This window comes from Labrys sp. F242, assembly GCF_057813875.1.
The window spans coordinates 719,852-740,955 of the sequence record NZ_JBVASG010000001.1 but is presented as its reverse complement, the minus strand read 5'-3'; the positions used below and the strand labels follow the sequence as shown (position 1 = coordinate 740,955).

Here is a 21,104-nt window from a genome sequence, read left to right as displayed (position 1 = left end):
GAGAGACTTTCATGACGATATCCGTGCGCAATCTTCTCCGCCTCGAAACTCATTGGACGCCATCCAGCGAGGATCGGCAGCTCGCTTATGCCCTGACCCTGACCAATACGTCCGACAGGGCCATATCGGGATTCCGGCTCTGCATCAGCGGGCCGGGACGCATCGACCCTGCCGCCACGATCGAAGGTGGCTCGCTTCGAACCCGCCTGTCGAACTACGCCGAGTTCGCACCACCCGAAGGATTCGTCCTGCATCCGAACACGGCCTGGACCGTCACCGCCCGGGGCCTCAGCTATCCGCTGCGGCATTGGACCGATGGAACCAACACCGCCTATGTCGTTTTCGACGACGGAACCAATCTGCCGGTCGCGGTCATGCCCAGCCGGTCCAGCGGCGACAACGCCTCGCCCAAGCGGGGCGCGGACGTCTATCCCGTGCCGGATATCGCGCCCGTGGCCGTCTCCATCGTTCCCTGGCCGAACGAAGTTTCAGTCACCGGCCGGCGCGGTGTGCCATTGGGGCTTGCCCCCCAGGCCAGCTCCGGTGAGGCCGGCCAGGCCATCGCCGCCTTTGGTGAGCTGACGACCAGCCTGTTCCCGGTGGAAGGCATCGTCCGGCCCGAGGCCGAAGGCGGACTTGCCGTTACCCTGCAGCATCAGGACGGCGTGGCAGCCGAAGCCTACCGGATATTTTTCGCCGAAGAGGGCGTAACGCTCACGGCCGCAAGCCGCGCCGGCTTCCTCTACGGTCTGATCACGCTTGGACAGATACTGCGCGGCGCTCGCCTGCATCCGCAGACCTTCCTGTTCCCTCTGGAGGGCGAGATCCGGGACGAACCCTGGGCTCGCTGGCGCGGCACCCATCTCGACGTCGCCCGCCAGTTCTACGGCTCGGCCGAGATCGCGCAATTCCTGCGCGTCCTTGCCTGGAACAGGCTGAACCGCTTCCACTGGCACCTGTCCGACGACGAGGCCTGGCGCGTGGAGATCGAGGCCTATCCGGAACTGGTCGCCACCGGCGCCTGGCGCGGCCATGGCCTGGCCATCCCCCCGCTGCTCGGCTCCGGAGCGGCACCTACGGGCGGCTACTATACCAAGACAGCGATCCGGCAGATCGTGGATCTCGCAACGCGCCTCGGCATCGACGTCGTGCCGGAGATCGACATGCCGGGCCATTGCTACTCGGTGCTGCAATCCCTGCCCTCGCTGCGCGATCCAGATGAACAGGGCGAATATTTCTCCATCCAGGGCTTTCCGAACAACTGCCTGAATCCCGCCCGTGAGGAGACCTATGCCTTCGTGGAGAAGCTCCTGGACGAATTGCTCGAGCTCTTTCCCTCCCGCACCATCCATGTCGGCGCAGACGAGGTCCCGGCGGGTGCCTGGGAAGGCTCTCCTCAGGCCATGACGCATCTCAAGACTTTGGGCGGCGGCGGCACGGCCGAATTGCAGGCCCACTTCCTGCAACGCGTCCAGGCCTCGCTCACCGCCAGGGGCCGCATCACGGGCGCCTGGGAAGAGGCGGCGCATGGCGGCGGCATCGACAAGGCCAATTGCTACCTGAATGGCTGGCACACGGTAGAGATCAGCGCCAGGCTGGCGTCCGAAGGCTATGACATCGTCGTCTGCCCCGGACAGGTCTACTATCTGGACATGGCCAACAGTCCGGCCTGGTCAGAGCCGGGCGCCGGCTGGGCCGGCTGGTCCGACGCCGAAAAGATCTACCGTTTCGATCCAGTGGAAGGCTGGTCGGATATCCAGAGGCAACATTTCCTGGGCGTGCAGACCTGCATCTGGTCCGAACCGATGACCGACCGCGGCGTGTTCGACCGCCTGATCTTTCCCCGCATTTCGGCCCTGGCGGAAACCGGATGGACGGCCCCGCCCAGAAAATCCTGGGACCGCTTCAGGGCCATGGTCGGCTTGATGCCACTGCTCTATGGGATCAAGGCCTGAGACACTGGTCTCCAGACAAACAAAATCCCGCGAAGCTGTGTTTCATGCCTCGCGGGACGCAAGTCTTATCGAGATTGCCGGAATAGCAGCGTCTACTCCACCGGCGTCGTCTGCACGCCCCAAATCTCGTCGGCATATTCGCGGATGGTGCGGTCCGAGGAGAACCAGCCCATGCGTGCGACGTTGAGGATCGACTTCTCGCGCCAGGCCGATTTGTTGGCCCACAGCGTATCGACATTGCGCTGTGCGGCGGCATAGGCGTCGAAATCGTCGGTGACGAAGAACCAGTCGCTGGAGCGCAGCGACTGCACCGTGCCGCGATGGCGTTCGCGGTCGGTCGGCGAGAACACGCCGCTTTCCACCGCATCGAGCACCTCGGCCAAGGCCTGCGAGGCCGCGATGGCGTCGGCCGGATTGCGGCCCTGGCGCTTCTTCTCCTCGACCTCATGTGCCTTCAGGCCGAAAATGAAGATGTTGTCGTCGCCGACATGCTCCTTCATCTCGACATTGGCGCCGTCGAGCGTGCCGATGGTGAGCGCGCCGTTGAGGCCGAACTTCATGTTGCCGGTGCCCGAGGCTTCCAGGCCCGCGGTCGAGATCTGCTCGGACAGGTCCGCGGCCGGAATGATCACCTCGGCGAGGCTGACATTGTAGTTCGGCATGAACACGACCTTGAGCAGGTTGCGCACGGCCGGATCCGAGTTCACCACCTTGGCGACGTCGTTGATCAGCTTGATCACATATTTGGCCGCCGTGTAGCTCGCCGCCGCTTTACCAGCAAAAATCTTCACGCGCGGCGCCCAGTCGCGCTCGGGATGGGCGCGGATGGCATTGTAGAGCGCGATGGTCTCGAGGATGTTGAGAAGCTGCCGCTTATATTCGTGGATGCGCTTGATCTGGACGTCGAACATCGCGGAAGGATCGACACGCAGGCCCACCGTCTGCTGAAGCACCTTGGCCAGGCGCGCCTTGTTGGCATGCTTGACGGCCGCGAAGGCCTCCTGGAAGGAGGCATCCGTGGCGTAGGGTTCCAGCGCCACCAGCTTTTCGGCATCGTCGAGATAGCCATCGCCGATGGTCTCGCGCAGCAGCGTGGTCAGCCCCGGATTGGCGGTCATCAGCCAGCGCCGCGGCGTGATGCCGTTGGTCTTGTTGGTGATGCGCCCGGGGAACAGCGTGTTGAGGTCGCGGAACACCGTCTCCTTCATCAGCTCCGAATGCAGGGCCGACACGCCATTGACCTTGTGCGAGCCGACGAAGGCCAGATTGCCCATGCGAACGCGCCGGCCATGGCTCTCGTCGATGATCGAGACGGTGGCGATCATGGCATCGGAGGCGCCGCTCTCGCGCGCCTCGGTCAGCACGCGGGCATTGATGGCGTAGATGATCTGCATGTGCCGCGGCAGCAAGCGCTCGATCAGCGGCACAGGCCAGGTTTCCAGCGCCTCAGGCAGCAGCGTATGGTTGGTGTAGGAGATCGTCTCGCGGGTGATGGCGAAGGCGTCGGCCCAGTTCAGCCCGTGAATGTCGATCAGGATACGCATCAGCTCGGCCACGGCGATGGCCGGATGAGTGTCGTTGAGCTGGACGGCCGCCTTGGAAGGCAGGGTCTTGATGTCGCGATGCTGCTGCAGGTGGCGGCGGACGATGTCCTGCAGCGACGAGGCGGTGAAGAAATACTCCTGGCGCAGGCGCAATTCCTGGCCGGCCGGCGTGGAATCGGCCGGATAGAGCACGCGCGAGATCGATTCCGCCTTGGTGCGGTCATTCAGGGCGCCGATATGGTCGCCGGCATTGAAGGCGTCGAGCGAGATCGGATCGAGCGAGCGGGCCGACCACAGGCGCAGCGTGTTGACGCGGTTGCCGCGCCAGCCGACGGCCGGCGTGTCATGGGCGACGGCGAGCACGGTTTCTGCCGGCTTCCAGCTATGCACGGCCGAGCCATCCCAGCCGTCCGTCGCTTCGACGGCACCGCCGAAGCCCACTTCATAGGCGACTTCACGGCGCGGGAATTCCCAGGGATTGCCGTTCTGCAGCCAGTTCTCGGGCGATTCCGTCTGCCAGCCATCGACGATGTTCTGGCGGAACAGGCCGTTCTCATAGCGGATGCCGTAGCCATAGGCGGCAATGCCGACGGTGGCCATGCTCTCCATGAAGCAGGCGGCGAGGCGGCCGAGGCCGCCATTCCCGAGGGCGGCATCGGGCTCCATCTCGGCGATCATGTCGAGATCGACGCCGACGGAAGCCAGAGCCTCGCGCGCCGTGGCGACGAGGCCGAGATTGTTGAGGCCATCCTTGAGCAGGCGGCCGATCAGGAATTCGAGCGAGAGATAATAGACACGCTTGCCGCCCATGCGGTAGACGCCGCGCGTCGTCGCCATCCAGCGGTCGACGATGTGGTCGCGCAACGCCAGGCTCACGGCCCGCAGCCAGTCATGGTCGCGCGCCACGATCGGGTCCTTGCCGACGGCATAGGTCAGCTTGGCGAGGATCAGGTCACGGAAGGCCCGCGCCTCGCCGGTCGCCTCGGGCAGCTTGGCCGCCTCATCACCGACAGCCATCGCCGCTTCGGCCGAATAGAGCTTGTCGTGCAACGTTGAAGTCATGTGTCACTTCTCGATCGTTGATCCCAGGACGGTGCTCCTTAACCCAAGTGCCGCCTGGTTACGAGTGCCCCTTTTGCATAAGATGTAGGCAAAAACACTGATATCTTGTGATTATGGCCGGATACGCTGCCATGATCACCTCATATGTCTGTTCTGCATGGCTCGTCCACCTTGTGCGTCGCCTGCACAAAGCGGCCCTATGCTGTTGCTCACGACCGTGGAGAGTATGCGCCTGCGGCGGAATCCTAGCTGAATTCCGCGGGCGATGATGATATGCCACGGCCATGGGGCCATGCGATTTCGCGGGATCGTCAAGAATCGCAAAGACGCGTCGGAACAAGGAGTTAGGGCAAGCAGCGTTCAGGCGCCTTGCCTTGGGAGACAGGCATGACGGCTATCTATTATCTCGCGGTCGACGGCGGTGGCACCAATACACGCGCCCGCCTCTATGGCGAGAGCGGCAAGCTGATCGGCGAAGGCCTGTCGGGCTCCTCCAACCTGACTCTCGGCACCGATATTGCAGGCCCGGCCATCGCCGCAGCCGGCGATGCCGCACTTGCCGCTGCCGGATTGGACCCCGGAGCCAAGACCCGGATCCGGGCCGGCCTCGGTCTTTCCGGCGGCAATATTCCCGCCCTTGCCGACAGTATCGCTGCCTTTCCCTTCGGTTATGGCGCCCTCACCGTCACCTCGGACGCGGTCACGGCCTGCCTCGGTGCCCATGCCGGCCAGGATGGCGGCATCTTCATTCTCGGCACGGGTTCGCAGGGCCTCGCCCTGGTGGGAGGCAGGGAGACCTCGGTCGGTGGCTGGGGGTTCGCCCTTGGCGACGACGCCTCCGGCGCCGTGCTCGGACGGGCCGCACTCAGGGCCGCCCTGCTCAGCGTCGACCTGCTCGGCCCCATGAGCGATCTGACCCGCCGCCTGCTGGCGCATTTCCACGACGATCCGAACGAGGCAGTGATCTGGGCCAGGACCGCAACGCCGAGGGATTATGGCCGCTTCGCTCCCCTGGTGTTCGAGGCCGCCGGGGGGGATGTGGTGGCGGACCGTCTGATTGCCGGAGCCACCGGCGCCATCGTCGCCATGCTCGACCGCCTGAAAGACCTTGGCGCCCCCAGGATCGCCCTGATGGGAGGGCTCGCCGAACCCTATCGGCCCTATCTGCCGGTGCGCTATGATGAGATCCTGGTTCCGCCCAAGGGAGATGCCCTGGCCGGAGCCCTGACCCTGGCGAAAAGGGGCCGCTGACGATGTCTCTAAACGCTCTCACCGCCCCCCGCCTGTTCAACGGCGAAACCTTCATCGAGGGCCACGCCGTCCTGGTGGAGGCCGATGTGATCGTCGGCCTGGTGCCGCGGTTCGACATTCCTTCCCATGCCGCCGTGACCACCCTGCCCTCCGGGCTGCTGGCACCCGGTTTCGTCGACGCCCAGGTCAATGGCGGCGGCGGCTTCCTGTTCAACCAGACACCCGACGTGGCGACGCTTGCGGGCATGGTCGCAGCGCATCGGCGCCATGGCAGCACCGCCCTGCTGCCGACCTATATCACCGACACGGCCGATGGAATGAAGAGCGCCATCACCGCCGCCCGCCAGGCGATCGCCGATGGGGTGCCGGGCATGGCCGGCATTCATCTGGAGGGCCCCTTCCTTTCGGTGCCGCGCAAGGGCGCCCATGACCCGGCCCTGATCCGGCCGCTGACGGAAGCCGATGTCGAGCTCATTCTCGGCAGCGGCATCGAGACCATCCTGCTCACCGTGGCGCCGGAGAATGCGCCGCTTCACCTGATCCGGCGCCTGGCGGATGGGGGCGTGATCGTCAGCCTCGGCCATACCGATACCAGCTATGAGGCAGTGATGGCGGCGGCGGATGCCGGCGCCACCGGCATCACCCATCTCTTCAACGCGATGTCGCCCTTGCAGGGTCGTCACCCCGGCGTCACCGGCGCCGCGCTCGACCATGGCGGGTTGTGGGTCGGCATCATCGCCGACGGTCTCCATGTGCATCCAGGCTCGCTCTCGCTCGCCTTGCGCGCGAAAAAGGCACCGGGGCGGCTCTTCCTCGTCACCGACGCCATGCCCACTGCTGGCGATGCCAACGACGTCTTCTATCTCAATGGACGCAAGGTGACGCGGCGCAACGGCGCCCTGACGCTGGAAGACGGCACGCTGGCCGGCTCCGACCTCACCATGGACGCGGCGCTGCGCTACAGCGTCGGCCATCTTGGCGTCGATCTCGGGGAGGCCCTGCGCATGGCCAGCCTCTATCCCGCCCAGTTCCTCCGCCTCGACAGCCGCCGGGGACGGCTGGCTCCGCGCTATCGTGCCGATATCGTGCATCTCGACGAGCATCTGACCGCGCGCGGCGTGTGGGTGGGAGGTCGCCAACTGGCCGGGTGAAGCGGCCGCTTCAGGCGATGCGATGTGGTGCGAACAGGATGACGGCCATGCCGGCCAGGCACAGAACCCCTCCGATCAGATCCCAGTGATCGGGCCTGATCCCTTCGACGCCCCACAGCCAGAGCAGCGAGGCGGCGATATAGATCCCGCCATAGGCGGCATAGGCCCGCCCGGCCGCATCGGTTTCGACCCGCGAGAGCAGAAGGGCGAAGGCAATGAGGGCTGCCACGCCAGGCACCAGCCACCAGGCCGGTTTGCCGAGGCGCAGCCAGGCCCAGAAGGCGTAGCAGCCGGCAATCTCGCCGGCCGCCGCCAGGACATAGAACAGAATCGATTTCATGCAGGCCGTCCGTCTCCCATCGGCGTCAGCTTAGCGGGCTGGTACCGGAGGCGGAAGGTAGCGAAAGGGCGACGCGGGGGCTGTCTCGCCCCTGCTCAGACGACTCAGAATTTGTAGCTGACGCCGACCATGGCAACGGTCTCATGAAAGCCGGCCTTGAAGCGGGTGTCGGGCGCTACGCGGAAGCGCGACTTGCCGAAATCGGTGTAGCGGACCTCGACGCGTCCGATCCAGTTGTCGGTAAAGGCATATTCCACTCCGGCGCCGGCGGTCCAGCCCACCTTGGTCTTGGTGGAGGAACCCACGACGTCACCATCGAAGAGGTTCCAGCGTTCACGGATATCGCCGAAGGCGACGCCGCCGGTGGCATAGACGAGAATACGGTCGAAGGCATAGCCCAGACGTGCGCGGACCGATCCCTGCCAGCGATTGGTCATATGCAGCCGGCTGTTGCCGTTCTGGGCGTCGATGACCGTATGGCTGCCCTTGATACTGCTGAGGTCGATGTCGCCTTCCAGACCGACGACGATATTGTTGGAGAATTGTTCGTTGTAGCCGGCGTGCAGGCCGCCGAGCACACCATTGACGTTGAAGTTATCGGCCGGCACGGGCGTCGACCTGCTCAAATCGTCCTTTTCCCGTCCCCAGCCATAGCCGATATGGGCACCGACATAAAAGCCGGTCCAGCTAAAGGGCGTCACAGGCACAATAGGTTCCACAGGCGCCGGCGCAAGGTCTGCTGAAAGTGCCGGCATTGGCGCAAGAAAGAGTGCCGCTAAAACGATTTTCTTCATGATCCCCACCTTATCACGACGTTGATCGGCAAGAAATCACTGCCACAATTTCTACATATTGTCCATATTTTCAGATAATTGCCACCTCTGAAGGCAATAGAACGCTAATCATCGATATACTATTGACTGAAGAAAACAGGATTATTGCTTTATTTTCCGACCGCGAATACCCTGTTCGGGACATTAGGGAAGCAAATTCGTATTTCCTTGGTAAACCATCGCAACATAACGGGCCACAAAGTGGCCCGTTGCAGGTCGATCGTCGCCAGGTCGGGGATCAGCTCTTGCTCGATGCCGCCCAGAGATTGACGTTGCCTTCCTCGGCATAGTGGTCGATCTCCGCCAGCTCCTCGGCGGAGAAAGCGAGATTCTTCAAGGCGCCGACGCAGTCCTCGATCTGCCCCGGGCGGCTGGCCCCGATCAGCGCCGAGGTCATGCGGCCATCCCTGAGGACCCAGGCGATCGCCATCTGGGCCAGGGTCTGGCCGCGGCGACGAGCTATCGTATCGAGGGCCCGCAGCCTGGTCAGATTCGTCTCGGTGAGTTGATCGGGCGAGAGCGACTTGCCGGCCGCAGCGCGGCTGTCGGCGGGAATGCCGGTCGCGCTGAGATATTTGTTGGTGAGCAAGCCCTGCGCCAGCGGCGTGAAGGCGATGCAGCCAGCGCCGTCCGCTTCGAGCTGGTCGAGCAGGCTGTCCTTCTCGACCCAGCGATTGAGCATCGAATAACTCGGCTGATGGATAAGCAGCGGCGTGCCCAGACGGCGCAGGATCGCAGCCGCCTCCCTGGTCCTCTCGGCACTATAGGACGAGATACCGGCATAATGGGCCTTGCCCTGGCGCACCGCGTCATGCAGCGCGGTCATGGTCTCTTCCAGAGGCGTGTTCGGATCGAAGCGGTGGGAATAGAAGATGTCGACCGTCTCGATACCCATGCGCTTGAGGCTGGCGTCCAGGCTGGAGAGCAGATATTTGCGGCTGCCCCACTCGCCATAGGGGCCGGGCCACATGCGATAGCCGGCCTTGGTGGAGATCACCAGTTCGTCGCGATGATGGGCGAAGTCCGTCCTGAGGATGCGCCCGAAGGTCTCTTCGGCCGAGCCGGGCGGCGGCCCGTAATTATTGGCTAGGTCGAAATGGGTAATGCCGAGGTCGAAGGCCCTGCGGCAGAGCGCCCTGGCATTCTCGAAAGGGATGTCGCCACCGAAATTATGCCACAGGCCCAGCGAAAGAGCCGGAAGCTGCAGGCCCGAGCGGCCGGACCGGCGATATTGCATGGCGTCGTAACGCGCCTCATCCGCGACATAAGTCATAGGTGGCTCCAATACTGAGGAAAAGCGAATCCGCAATCATTCATCAGACAAACTGCCCGGCCCGGGCCAATTGTTCAACCACCATACACCCGGCGGACATGAAAAGGCCGGCGTCACCGCCGGCCTCTCCCGCCTCGATTGCGACCCCTGTCAGGGCGTCGTGACGGCGTCCTCATAGTCCGCCGCCGTCGTCTCGTCCTGCGCCGAGGAGCCCAGCACCATGGTCAGCACCACGGAGACGACGAAATTCAGCACCACGGCGATCACACCGATATAGAAGGAGGTGCCGAACAGGGTGTAGGTCGAGACCACGGAGGTTGGGCCCCAGGCCATATAGCTGCCGGCCAGCATGCCCACCGCCCAGCCGATCAGCAAGGCCCAGCCGTTGAACCAGCGCGTATAAAGGCCTGCCACCAAGGCGGGGAAGATCTGGATCATCCAAACACCGCCGAGCAATTGCAGATCGATGGCGAATTTGGTCGGCAGGAACACGATCACCACCAGGGCGCCGACCTTGACGATCAGGCTCATCAGCTTGGCAAGGTAGGATTCCTTCTGCGACGACATATCCGGCTCGATGAAGGGCTTCCAGACATTGCGCGTGAAGGTATTGGCAGCCCCGATCGACATCACCGCCGCCGGCACCAGGGCACCGATGGCGATAGCCGCAAAGCAGAAGCCGGCGAACCAATCGGGGAACATTTTGTTGACCAGCAGCGGGATCGCCGCCTGGGCATCGTCGGTCTTGATGTCGGCGGCGACTGCCATCACGCCCAGAAGCGCGATGAGGCCGAGCACCAGCGAATAGGCCGGCAGCGACACCGCATTGCGACGGATGGCGTTCGGTCCTGTGGCCGACAGCGTGCCCGTAAGGGCGTGCGGATACATGAACAGCGCCATGGCCGAGCCGATCGACAGCGTGATGAAGGGCCAGATCTGCGAAGGCGCCAGGGTGAGACCCACGGCTGCCGGCTTGCCGGCAGCAACGGCGGCGGCTGCCTTAGCGTCATAGACGAGTTTCGCCTTCTCGAAGATCGAACCGAAACCGCCGAGCTGGTAGGGGATGACGATGACCGCGGCGATCACGAAGATATAGATCATGATGTCCTTGACGAAGGCGATCATCGCCGGCGCACGCAACCCGCTCTTATAGGTGTAGAGCGCCAGGATGATGAAGGCGATCGTCAGGGGAAGGTGCGAGGCCATGCCCGTTGCCGAGAAGCCGAGGGCCTGGATCACCTTCTCCATGCCGACGAGCTGAAGGGCGATATAAGGCATGGTCGCGAGGATACCGGTGAAGGCTACCGCCAGTTCCAGCCAGCGATTGCCGTAGCGCCCGGCGATGAAATCGGCGCCGGTGAGATAGCCATGCTTGTGCGTGGCGTTCCACAGCCGCGGCATGATCAGGAAGATCAGCGGATAGATCAGAATGGTGTAGGGTACGGCGAAGAAGCCATAGGCGCCGAGCGCGTACATCAAGCCCGGCACGGCGATGACGGTGTAGGCCGTATAGAGATCGCCACCCAGCAGGAACCAGGTGATCCAGGCACCGAAGCGCCGGCCGCCGAGGCCCCATTCGTGCAACTGATCGAGATCCCCCGCCTTCCAGCGTGCCGCCACGAAGCCAACCACGGTCACGACAGCGAAGAAGAAGACGAACACCATCGCCGCCGTCCAATTGAGATTGTCCAGCATCAGCGTTCAACCTTCCAGGCGAGGTAGACGAACAGCGACGAAATCGGCACCAGGACGAGGAGGTAGAAATAGAAGAAGGGCACTCCGAACAGCACGGGATCGATGCTGTTATAGAGCGGTGTCAGCAATGCCAGTACGCAAGGTACCAGCAGAAGCAGATATTTCATGGCATTTCCCCCGGTATTGCGACAATCTTCCATCAAGATTGCCGCTGCGGATGCGGCCAAAGCCGAATCCAGCCTGCTATAAACTCTTCTGGCAGCTTTTTATTCCCTTGGAGAAAGACTGAGTCCAGAGGGGATTTTGGGGCGCCTGCCCGTGCGGGGTTGCGAGGGCAAAGCCGGCACCATTCGGGACGGACTGTCAAGGCTGTCGAAGACGCGGCCGGCGATCGGAGTCCCGGGCGCAGGCCGAAGGCCACCCTTGTATCCTCAGCCTTCCCAAATTCCTCACGCCGACTTATGCCTATACAAAATAGGAGTGTAGGATGAAGATCACCGCGGTCCGGGCCACCCCCGTCAACATACCGCTGGAGGCGCCCTATCTGTGGTCCTACGGCTCGCTGGCCGGCTTTTCCAAAGCCATCGTCGAGGTCGAGACCGATGAAGGCTTCACCGGCATCGGCGAAGCACCATCCTACGCACATGCGGCGATCATCAATCTGAGCCTCGGCCCCCGCCTCGTCGGGCGCGATCCCCTCGACATCGCCGGGGCCGAATTGATCTCGCTGCCGTGTTGGCAGGGCGTTTCCAACAATATCGACTACAATCTCATTCGCGCCTTCGGCGGCATCGAGATGGCGCTATGGGACCTGCGCGGCAAGCTTTGGAACCTGCCGCTCTATGCGCTGCTCGGCGGTGCGGTGCGCAAGGCCATCCCGGTCACGGATTATTTCTCCTTCCGCGAGAAGGCCGGGCCCGATGGCGGAGAGACCACGCCGGAAGCGGTCGTGGACTATTGCCTTGGCCTCAGGGAAGCGCATGGCACCACTTTTTTCGAGGGCAAGTTCTATACCGCCGATATCGGCCCCAGCGTACGCATGATGGAATTGCTGCACGAGGCGCTCGGGCCTGGCGCCATGCTGCGCATCGATGGCAACATGGCTCATTCGCTGACCTCGGCGCGCCAGATCGCGCGGGAACTCGAGCCGCTCAACATCCGCAACTGGGAGGATCCGTGCGGCTCGCTCTATGACCTTAAGGCCCTGCGCCAGCACACATCGATTCCCTTCTCGGTCCACAGCCTCGACTTGCGCCAGGCGGCACATCTAGGCGTGCCCGATGCCGTGGTCACCGATATCGCGACCCATGGCGGCATTGCCCGAACCATGCGCTTCGTCGGCGCCTGCGAGCAGCTCGGCCTCGATTTCTGGTGCTATTCCGGCGATTCAGGGGTGGCGAGCGCCGCCTATCTGCATCTGTGCGCGGCCATGCCGCATATCCGCGAACCCAACCAGTCGCTGTTCCGCATGCAGCCGCTCGACGTCATCGAGGAAGGTCCGTTTCGTCCCAAGAACAATGTCGTGCCGGTACCGGAGGGGCCGGGCCTCGGCGTGACGCTGTCACAGGACAAACTGAGGCATTTGCATCAACTCTTCCTCCATGATGGTCCCTACAACAAATATCACGACCCGGATCGCCCCGGCGTGTTCCGTCGCCTGCCGCTGAGCTAGCCCTGCAGTTGCGGCGCAGTGTCAGCCTCCTGGCTGACACAACGCTTGCCGGCGAACGTTTCGTTTCCAGATGTCAGCCAGGGGGCTGACACGCCCTATCCGTCACGTCCCAAACGTCAGATCTTGGCCGCCTTGACGAAGCTCGGATCGAAGGTCTTTTCGTAGGGAACGCTGGCATTGGCGAGTTCAGGGTCGAGGGCCTTGAGCGCATTCATCATCGACTCATAGCCGTCCTTGGTGACCATGCCGTCCGGCGAATACATCTGCCGCGAGTTCTGGAACGCCTGCATATAGAGGTCGCGATTGCCCAGCAGATATTCCTTCGGCACGATATCGGCAACGTCCTCCGGTTTGGCCTGGCCGAGCCATTTCAGAGCCTTCATCATGGCGTTGACCACGCGCTGTGTGGTCACGGGGTTCTCCTGCGCGAAAGACTGCTTCAGATAGACGGTTGCCGCCGGATTGGTGCCGCCGAACAGGGCCTTGGTGCCCTCCTCCGTGCGCGTGTCGAGCACGATGGCGATGTCATCGTCGTGCTGCAGCTGGCTGATCACCGGATCGAGATGCGACAGCCCGTCAATGCCGCCATTCTTGATGGCAGCTACGGCGCTGGCTCCGCCGCCGATGCCGATCTGCGCGACATCGGCCGAGGTCAGCCCGTTCTTGTGCAAGGCATATTGCAGCAGGAGAGCCGTAGAGGACCCCGGCGCGGTAACTCCGATCTTGCGGCCCTTGAGATCAGCAATGGTCTTGATCTCGCCGGCCAGGCTCTTGCGCACCGCGATCACGATGCCAGGGAAGCGGCCGAGGTCGCAGACCGCGATGATATCCTGCCCCTTGTTCTGCATGCGGATGGTGTGCTCGTAAGCACCCGTCACCACGTCCACCGAGCCACCGACCAGCGCCTGCAGGGATTTGGAACCACCGGCGAAATCGTTGATGGTGACGCTGAGCCCCTCCTCCTTGAAGAAGCCCTTCTGCTCGGCCACCGTCAGCGGCAGATAATAGAGCAATGGCTTGCCGCCGACGCCGATGGTCAGATCGGGCTTCTCCGGCTTGGCATCCTCGGCGAAGGCCGGCAGCGCTCCGCCGAGCGCGGCACCGAACACCATGCCGCCAGCGCCGATCAGGAAAGTTCTGCGTTTCATGTTTTTTCCTCCCAATTCGATTTCCAATATCATTTAGCCGCGCCAGACCAGAAGGCGGCGCTCCACCGCCGTCATCAGCCAGTCGACGATCAGAACGAAGGCCATCAGGACGAACATGCCGGCGAAGACGCCGGTGACATCGAATACGCCCTCGGCCTGCTGGATGAGATAGCCCAGGCCCGCCGAGGAGCCGAGATATTCGCCCACCACCGCGCCGACCACGGCAAAACCGACAGAGGTATGCAGGCTGGAGAACACCCAGGACATCGCCGAAGGCAGATAGACGTGGCGTAGCAACTGGCGCTCGTTCATGCCGAGCATGCGGGCATTGGAGAGTACGGCCGGGCTCACTTCCTTGACGCCCTGATAGACGTTGAAGAAGACGATGAAGAACACGAGGGTGAAGCCGAGGGCCACTTTCGACCAGATGCCGAGGCCGAACCACAAAGCGAAGATCGGCGCCAGCACCACCCGGGGCAGCGCATTGGCGGCCTTGACATAAGGGTCGAAAATGGCGGCGACCACGGGCTGGCGCGCGAACCAGAAGCCGAGAACCACGCCGCCCAACCCGCCGAACAGGAAGGCCAATGCCGATTCAGCCAGGGTGACCCACAAATGATACCAGATGGAGCCGTCGGTGAACCATTCCACGATCCTGTTCCAGACGCTGAGCGGATCGGCGAAGAAGAACGCCACCGTCTTGGGCGAACCGAACAGCGAGGTCGTCGAGGCGAGGTGCCAAACCGTGATGCCGATGACCGCGACAAGAACCTGCAGGACGAGCAAAACGATCTTGTTGTTCATTGGAGTCCCAAGGGTGTCGTGAAGATATCAGGGTGTCGTGAAGATATCGAAGACATGGAAAAAGCCAGCGAACTAGCTGTAGGCCTTCATCACCTCGTCGCGCAGGGCATCCCAGATGTCGCGATGCAGGCGGATGAAAGCGGGATCGTGGCGAATTTCCGCGATGGCGCGAGGCCGGGGCAGTGGCACGGCGAAATCCCCGATGATGCGCGCCTTCGGGCCGGCCGACATGATGACGATGCGATCGGCCAGTGCGATTGCCTCGTCGAGGTCGTGGGTAACGAACATCACCGCCTTGCGGTCTTCGGACCAGAGCTTCAGGAGCAGATCGCCCATGACCAGACGGGTCTGCGCATCGAGCGGCCCGAAGGGCTCGTCCATGAGCAGCAGCTTGGGATTGCGGATGAGCACCTGCGCCAGCCCGACGCGCTTGCGCTGCCCGCCGGACAGCATGCGCGGATAACGATCGCCAAAACGGGCGAGACCGACCCGCTCCAGCCAGCTCTGCGCCGCCTTCCTCGCCTTTTCGGACGGCGTGCCTGCAACTTCCAGGCCAATGGCGACATTCTGCAGGACGGTCTTCCAGGGCATCAGCGATTCCTGCTGGAAGAGATAGCCGGCCTGCCCGTTCAAGCCCTTGAGCGGCTTGCCGAAGACCTCGACCGTTCCGGCCACCGGGGTCAGCAGCCCGGCCGTGGCATTGAGCAGCGTGGACTTGCCGCAGCCTGTAGGCCCGACGATGGCGACGAACTCGTGATCGCCCACCACAAGGTCAACGGCATCAACGGCATCGAAACGGGAATCCCTGGTCGCGAATGAAATCGAAACGCCCTTCAGCGCAACGGCTTGCGCTGCGCTCATGCGGCCTCGGCCCTTGTCATCTGCGGTCCTCCCGGATTGGTCCTACGAGTCGGCTTTGCGCAAACTCTATACCCCGATGGCGAGTAACGGCCAGCCCCCGGAAGCGGGTTTGCCGGAAGCAGCAGCACCATTCTCAGGATGGCGAGAAACGCGCAACCAATTGATGGCGATCGCCCGGGTAGGTGAAGCGAACCGCCGTGACGAACTGGTCGCCGCGCCAGGTGCGCCGCTCCACCACCAGGCAGGCGCTGCCAGGCTCCAGCTTCAGCAAGGCCGCTTCCTCCCCGCGTGCCGCCGCTGCCTTGATGTGATGTTCGGCCACCGTCCAGGGCACATGGCCCAAGAGCCACACGCCGGGCGGCTCCTTGGTAAAGTCGGTTTCACCGGCCTGCGGCACCGCCTCGAGATCGATCAGGCGTTCCTCCAGGCAGAACGGGCTGTCGCCGGCGAAATGACGGCAGGTCAACGCCAGCAACGGCCGCGCACTTTCCAGCGCGAATGTCAGGCGCTCCGCCGGGGTAGGCCGCCGTTGGCGACGCTGCATCAATTCGAAGCGATAGGGCAGTCCAAGCGCGGTCACCTCCGCCTCGATGCCGTGAATGGCGAGCACGGCTGCCTCGCTGCGCGGCTGCGCCACGAAACTGCCTGCCTTGCGCCGGCGCTCGATCAGCCCGGCGGCGGCAAGCTGTGTTAGCACCTTGTTCACTGTCATGCGCGAGCAGCCATAGATCTCGGTCAGCTCGGTCTCGAACGGGATGCGATAGCCGGGCGGCCATTCGCCCGAAACGATGCGACGCTCGATATCGCCGAGGATGCGCTGATGCAACGTCTGCGCCTTGGCATCCAGCTCGAGGGAGGCGGTGTTGTTCATGATAGGCTCCCCCAGCCATATGGGCCAATCCGGACGGGCGGCGCAATCTCGACGATCTCGAAGAACTCCGCCTGCTTAGCCATCGCCGCTTCCCTCACCAAGTTCTGCTTTCCCGGTCAAGCCAATCGGCATTAAACTTTCATCATTCCACTTGCGCGTCAATTAATATGTCTATACATGTTCCCGCATAATAGCAGGGTGGAGAAATCGATGTCGACAAACAGCCATGGGCTCCGTTTGTGGCGCAATGCGCGCCTGGCAACCCTGGTCGGGGATGACCTCGGCATCGTCGAGCGGGGGGCCGTGCTTGCCGAGGGCGAGCGCATCGTCTTCGCCGGTCCCGAGAGCGACGTGCCCGCCACCATGCGCGACGAGGCCTGGACTGTCGACCTCGAAGGGCGCTGGATCACGCCCGGCCTGATCGATTGCCATACCCATCTCGTCTTCGGCGGCGACCGCGCCCATGAATTCGAGCTGCGCCTCAAGGGTGCCAGCTATGAAGAGATCGCCCGGGCCGGCGGTGGCATCGTTTCCTCGGTCAATGCGACGCGCGCCGCCAGCGACGACCAGCTTCTCGCCAGCGCCCTGCCCCGCCTCGACCACCTGATCGCCGAGGGCGTCACCACGGTCGAGGTGAAATCGGGCTATGGCCTGGAGACCCGCACCGAACTCGCCATGCTGCGTGCGGCCCGCAAGCTCGGCGAAGTGCGCAAGGTCAATGTTTCAACCACCTTCCTTGGCGCCCACGCCCTGCCCGTCGAGGCCAAGGGCGACAAGGACGCCTATATCGACCTCGTCTGCCGGGAGATGCTGCCGGCCGTGGCTGTCGAAGGGCTCGCCGATGCCGTGGACGGCTTTTGCGAAGGCATCGCCTTCCTGCCCGAACATATAAGCAAGGTCTTCGATGCAGCCAGGAAGGCGGGCCTGCCGGTCAAGCTGCATGCCGACCAGCTCTCCAACCTTCATGGTGCCAAACTCGCGGCCGATTACGGCGCCCTTTCGGCCGACCATCTCGAATATGCCGACGAGGAAGGTGCCGCGGCCATGCATGCGGCCGGCACGGTGGCCGTGATCCTGCCCGGTGCCTACTATTTCATTCGCGAGACCAAGCAACCGCCCATCGCTTTGTTCAGGGCTCACAAGGTGCCGATGGCCGTGGCGACGGACTGCAATCCCGGCACCTCGCCGCTGACCTCGCTGCTGACAACCATGAACATGGCCGCCACCTTGTTCCGCATGACCGTCGACGAATGCATCGCCGGCGTGACCCGCAATGCCGCCAAGGCGCTCGGCAAGGCCGGGGATATCGGCACGCTCGAAGCCGGCAAACAATGCGATCTCGCCATCTGGGATATCGAGCGCCCGGCTGAACTCGTCTACCGCCTAGGTTTCAATCCGCTACATCAACGCATCTGGAGAGGCCAGTGACCAACCCCGTTTTGCTGCGTCCCGGCAGTGTCTCGCTCGCACAGTGGCGGGCCATCTATGAAGGCGCAGCCGTCACCCTGGACGAAGGCTGTCGCCCGCTGGTCGAAGCCAGCGCCAAGGCCGTCGCCGACATCATCGCCAAGGGCGAGCCGGTCTATGGCATCAACACCGGCTTCGGCAAGCTGGCGAGCGTGCGCATCGAGAATGCCGATCTTGCCATCCTCCAGCGCAACATCGTGCTCTCCCATGCCGCCGGCGTCGGCGAGCCCCTGCCGGTCGAGGTCGTGCGCCTGATCATAGCTCTCAAGCTCGGCAGCCTCGCCCAGGGTTCCTCGGGCGTGCAATGGTCGACCATCACCATGCTGCGTGACTGTCTTGCCAGGGATCTGATCCCCGTCGTACCTGGCCAGGGTTCCGTCGGCGCCTCGGGCGATCTTGCACCGCTTTCCCATATGACTGCGGCGCTCACCGGCGTCGGCGCCTTCTTCGTGAAGGGCGAGAAGGTCGAGGCCACCGAAGCGCTCAAGCGCGTCGGGCTGTCGCCGCTCGTCCTCGGCCCGAAGGAAGGCCTTGCCCTCCTCAACGGCACGCAGGTTTCCACCGGCCTGGCGCTGACCGGCCTGTTCCAGGCCGAGCGCGTCTTCCAGGGCGCGCTGGTGACCGGTGCGCTCTCGACCGACGCGGCCCGTGGCTCGGACGGCCCCTTCGATCCGCGCATCCACAAGGTCCGCGGCCATCGCGGCCAGGCCGAGGTCGCCGATACGCTGCGCGCTTTGATGGCAGGCAGCTCCATCCGCGCCTCCCATCTCACCGGCGACGAGCGCGTGCAGGATCCCTATTGCCTGCGCTGCCAGCCCCAGGTGATGGGCGCCTGTCTCGATCTGCTGCGCCAGGCCGCCACGACGCTGGCGATCGAGGCCAACGGCGTCACCGACAATCCGCTGGTCTTCACCGATACGGGCGAGGTGATCTCGGGCGGCAACTTCCACGCCGAGCCCGTCGCCTTCGCCGCCGACATGATCGCCATGGCGCTGTGCGAGATCGGCTCCATCAGCGAGCGGCGCATCGCCATGCTGGTCGACCCGGCTCTCTCCGGCATGCCGGCCTTCCTCACGCCCAAGCCAGGCCTCAACTCCGGCTTCATGATCCCGCAGGTCACCGCTGCCGCGCTGGTCTCGGAGAACAAGCAGAGGGCCTTCCCGGCCAGCGTCGACTCGATTCCGACCTCGGCCAACCAGGAGGACCACGTCTCCATGGCCGCCCATGGCGCCCGCCGTCTCCTGGAGATGAGCCGCAACACCGCCAATGTCATCGGCATCGAATATCTCGCCGCCGTGCAGGGCTGTGACTTCCATGCCCCGCTGACGTCAAGCGAGGCGCTGGAGCGGGCCCGCTCGACGCTGCGGGCCGAAGTGCCGCATCTTTCCGACGACCGTCACTTCGCCCCCGACATCGCCGCCGCCACGGCCCTGATCTGGAACGGCGCGGCGCAGAAGGCCGCCGGCCTGAAGACACTGGCCAGCGTGGTGGAGGGCACGGCATGAGCCGGCCCGACTGGCTCGAGATCCGGCAGGGACAGGCACCATTGCTGGTCTCCCTGCCGCATACCGGCACTGAGATCCCGGCCGCGCTCGAAGCGCGGCTGGTCTCGCCCTGGCTGGCCCGCAAGGACACCGACTGGTGGATCGAGACGCTTTACGACTTCGCCGTCGGGCTCGACGCCACGGTCATCCGTACGCCCATGTCGCGCACGGTCATCGACGTCAACCGCGATCCCTCCGGCGTCTCGCTCTATCCCGGACAGGCCACCACGGAGCTCTGCCCGACCACCAGCTTCGACGGTGAGCCGCTTTATAAGGACGGCGAAGCGCCCGGCGCGGCCGAGGTGGCCGAGCGGCGCGCCACCTGGTTCGATCCCTACCATCAGGCCCTGGCCGACGAGGTCGCCAGGCTGAAGGGGCGCCATCGCAATCTCGTCGTCTATGACTGCCACTCAATCCGCTCGGTCATTCCGCGGCTGTTCGAGGGTACGCTGCCTGAGTTCAACATCGGCACCAATGGTGGCACGACCTGCCATCCTGCCCTGGCCGAGACCATCGAAGCGCTCTGCCGCTCCAGCGGGCGCGAGACCGTGATGAACGGGCGCTTCAAGGGCGGCTTCATCACGCGCAGCCTCGGCCAGCCGGACAAGGGCGTGCACGCCGTGCAGATGGAACTCGCCTGCCGCTCCTATATCGACGAGCCACTCGGCCCGGTCAGCGAAGCCGGTTGGCCTGTTGCCTTCGATGCCGCCTATGCCCAGCCCTTGCGCGAGACGCTCGGCAGCATCCTCAATGCCTGCCTGGTCTTCGCCCGGGCGCTGAAATAGTTGGAGTGCCGGTCTTCGGACCGGCATCTGACTCATATTGCGTTCATGCCGACCTCGCTTCATCGATGTATCGATGGAGCTGAGAAGATCGGCACACCGGAACCCCGCCATGAAGCTGATCCGTTTCGCCGACCTCACCCCCAAGCCATGGAAGAATGGCGGAGGCACCACGACGGAGATCGCGGTTTCGCCGGAAGGCGCCGGGTTCGACGATTTCGACTGGCGCCTGTCGGTGGCGGAGGTGGCCAGCGACGGCCCCTTCTCCCTGTTTCCCGGGATCGACCGCACTTTGACCGTGATCGAGGGTGAAGGCCTGGTCATGACCGTCGAGGGGCGAGGGATGGTGACGCTCACGGCGGCCTCCGCGCCCCTATCCTTTCCCGGCGACGTACCGGTTTCGGCCAGCCTGGCCGAAGGGCCCATCCGCGACTTCAACGTGATGACCCGGCGAGGACGGTTTGGCCATCAGGTGACCCGGCACGACCTTGCCGCTGGCCGCTTGGCGCTGCCGCAAGGCGACCTGCGATTGGTGGTGGCGCTCGGTGCCGGCTCTATCCGGCACGATAGGACGACGATCGAATGCGCCTTTGGCGACGTCGTCATCTTCGAGGCAAATGATGCGGGCAGCATCGAAGGAGCGCTGCCCGTTTTGCTGGTTACGCTGATGCGCAAAGCACTTTAGCTCATTGCACCGCGTGCTTGACGGCGCGGCCAGTCGACTTCACGTCCCGGCCGACACCGGTGACCGTGTTGGCGCAGGCGCTCAGGGTGAGCGCGGACACCACGAGAGCAATGATCGCGAAGGAAATTTTTGACATCGGTTCGATCCCTCAATTGGCCGTGCCGAA

General features: G+C 63.9%; 19 protein-coding genes. 8 read left to right on the top strand and 11 right to left on the bottom strand.

What is annotated here, in order from left to right; genetic code table 11:
* Nucleotides 1-11: 11 nt before the first annotated feature.
* A complete protein-coding gene (locus tag ACZYTC_RS03495) occupies nt 12-1,955 on the top strand; it encodes a beta-N-acetylhexosaminidase (protein WP_488988916.1) in 1,944 nt (647 codons plus the stop codon).
* Between the two features lie 92 nt (nt 1,956-2,047).
* Here ACZYTC_RS03495 and ACZYTC_RS03490 read toward each other — a convergent pair whose 3' ends face one another.
* Nucleotides 2,048-4,561, bottom strand: coding sequence for a glycogen/starch/alpha-glucan phosphorylase (locus tag ACZYTC_RS03490; RefSeq protein WP_454814997.1), 2,514 nt, complete (start codon nt 4,559-4,561; stop codon nt 2,048-2,050).
* A 387-nt stretch (nt 4,562-4,948) separates the two neighbouring features.
* Here ACZYTC_RS03490 and ACZYTC_RS03485 point away from each other — a divergent pair, with 387 nt between their 5' ends.
* On the top strand, nt 4,949-5,812 hold the full coding sequence (locus ACZYTC_RS03485) for a glucosamine kinase nucleotide-binding domain-containing protein (RefSeq protein WP_488988915.1): 864 nt from the start codon (nt 4,949-4,951) through the stop codon (nt 5,810-5,812).
* Nucleotides 5,813-5,814: 2 nt separating this feature from the next.
* Entirely contained in the window at nt 5,815-6,963 is a 1,149-nt protein-coding gene (gene nagA, locus ACZYTC_RS03480; RefSeq protein ID WP_488988914.1) for an N-acetylglucosamine-6-phosphate deacetylase, read from the top strand.
* A 10-nt stretch (nt 6,964-6,973) separates the two neighbouring features.
* Here the strand turns inward: nagA and ACZYTC_RS03475 are convergent, their stop codons facing one another.
* From ACZYTC_RS03475 to ACZYTC_RS03455, 5 genes are all read right to left on the bottom strand, one after another.
* Nucleotides 6,974-7,303 carry a YnfA family protein gene (locus ACZYTC_RS03475; protein WP_488988913.1) on the bottom strand — a complete coding sequence of 110 codons (330 nt, stop codon included), beginning with the start codon at nt 7,301-7,303 and terminating at the stop codon, nt 6,974-6,976.
* 104 nt (nt 7,304-7,407) lie between these two features.
* Nucleotides 7,408-8,010, bottom strand: a complete 603-nt coding sequence (locus ACZYTC_RS03470; protein ID WP_475422023.1) for an outer membrane protein — start codon at nt 8,008-8,010, stop codon at nt 7,408-7,410.
* A gap of 364 nt (nt 8,011-8,374) precedes the next feature.
* Nucleotides 8,375-9,409 (bottom strand): L-glyceraldehyde 3-phosphate reductase, encoded by a 1,035-nt coding sequence (gene mgrA, locus ACZYTC_RS03465; RefSeq protein WP_441772090.1) that lies wholly within the window; start codon nt 9,407-9,409, stop codon nt 8,375-8,377.
* Nucleotides 9,410-9,559: 150 nt separating this feature from the next.
* Nucleotides 9,560-11,104, bottom strand: coding sequence for a monocarboxylate uptake permease MctP (gene mctP, locus ACZYTC_RS03460; protein WP_441772091.1), 1,545 nt, complete (start codon nt 11,102-11,104; stop codon nt 9,560-9,562).
* Nucleotides 11,104-11,271 (bottom strand): DUF3311 domain-containing protein, encoded by a 168-nt coding sequence (locus tag ACZYTC_RS03455; RefSeq protein ID WP_434957399.1) that lies wholly within the window; start codon nt 11,269-11,271, stop codon nt 11,104-11,106. The genes mctP and ACZYTC_RS03455 overlap by 1 nt, the downstream gene beginning before the upstream one ends.
* A gap of 320 nt (nt 11,272-11,591) precedes the next feature.
* Here ACZYTC_RS03455 and ACZYTC_RS03450 point away from each other — a divergent pair, with 320 nt between their 5' ends.
* Nucleotides 11,592-12,776, top strand: coding sequence for a mandelate racemase/muconate lactonizing enzyme family protein (locus tag ACZYTC_RS03450; RefSeq protein WP_488988912.1), 1,185 nt, complete (start codon nt 11,592-11,594; stop codon nt 12,774-12,776).
* 116 nt (nt 12,777-12,892) lie between these two features.
* Here the strand turns inward: ACZYTC_RS03450 and ACZYTC_RS03445 are convergent, their stop codons facing one another.
* From ACZYTC_RS03445 to hutC, 4 genes are all read right to left on the bottom strand, one after another.
* Nucleotides 12,893-13,924, bottom strand: coding sequence for an ABC transporter substrate-binding protein (locus ACZYTC_RS03445; protein WP_488988911.1), 1,032 nt, complete (start codon nt 13,922-13,924; stop codon nt 12,893-12,895).
* A gap of 33 nt (nt 13,925-13,957) precedes the next feature.
* Nucleotides 13,958-14,728, bottom strand: coding sequence for an ABC transporter permease (locus ACZYTC_RS03440; protein WP_488988910.1), 771 nt, complete (start codon nt 14,726-14,728; stop codon nt 13,958-13,960).
* Between the two features lie 72 nt (nt 14,729-14,800).
* Entirely contained in the window at nt 14,801-15,589 is a 789-nt protein-coding gene (locus ACZYTC_RS03435) for an ABC transporter ATP-binding protein (RefSeq protein WP_434957403.1), read from the bottom strand.
* Between the two features lie 133 nt (nt 15,590-15,722).
* The gene (gene hutC, locus ACZYTC_RS03430) at nt 15,723-16,460 is read right to left on the bottom strand and encodes a histidine utilization transcriptional repressor HutC (RefSeq protein ID WP_454815011.1); all 738 of its coding nucleotides are present in this window, start codon (nt 16,458-16,460) and stop codon (nt 15,723-15,725) included.
* Between the two features lie 210 nt (nt 16,461-16,670).
* On the opposite strand from hutC, the gene hutI reads away from it, so the two are divergent.
* The 4 genes from hutI (at nt 16,671) to ACZYTC_RS03410 (ending at nt 20,938) form a co-directional block, all read left to right on the top strand.
* Nucleotides 16,671-17,888 carry an imidazolonepropionase gene (gene hutI / locus ACZYTC_RS03425; RefSeq protein WP_488988909.1) on the top strand — a complete coding sequence of 406 codons (1,218 nt, stop codon included), beginning with the start codon at nt 16,671-16,673 and terminating at the stop codon, nt 17,886-17,888.
* Complete coding sequence (hutH, locus tag ACZYTC_RS03420; protein WP_488988908.1) at nt 17,885-19,432, top strand: histidine ammonia-lyase; 1,548 nt, start codon at nt 17,885-17,887, stop codon at nt 19,430-19,432. The genes hutI and hutH overlap by 4 nt, the downstream gene beginning before the upstream one ends.
* Complete coding sequence (gene hutG, locus ACZYTC_RS03415; RefSeq protein WP_434957407.1) at nt 19,429-20,256, top strand: N-formylglutamate deformylase; 828 nt, start codon at nt 19,429-19,431, stop codon at nt 20,254-20,256. The genes hutH and hutG overlap by 4 nt, the downstream gene beginning before the upstream one ends.
* A 109-nt stretch (nt 20,257-20,365) precedes the next feature.
* On the top strand, nt 20,366-20,938 hold the full coding sequence (locus ACZYTC_RS03410) for a HutD/Ves family protein (protein ID WP_488988907.1): 573 nt from the start codon (nt 20,366-20,368) through the stop codon (nt 20,936-20,938).
* Nucleotide 20,939: 1 nt separating this feature from the next.
* Here the strand turns inward: ACZYTC_RS03410 and ACZYTC_RS03405 are convergent, their stop codons facing one another.
* Nucleotides 20,940-21,074 (bottom strand): EncA/B family entericidin, encoded by a 135-nt coding sequence (locus ACZYTC_RS03405; protein WP_434957409.1) that lies wholly within the window; start codon nt 21,072-21,074, stop codon nt 20,940-20,942.
* Between the last annotated feature and the right edge of the window lie 30 nt (nt 21,075-21,104).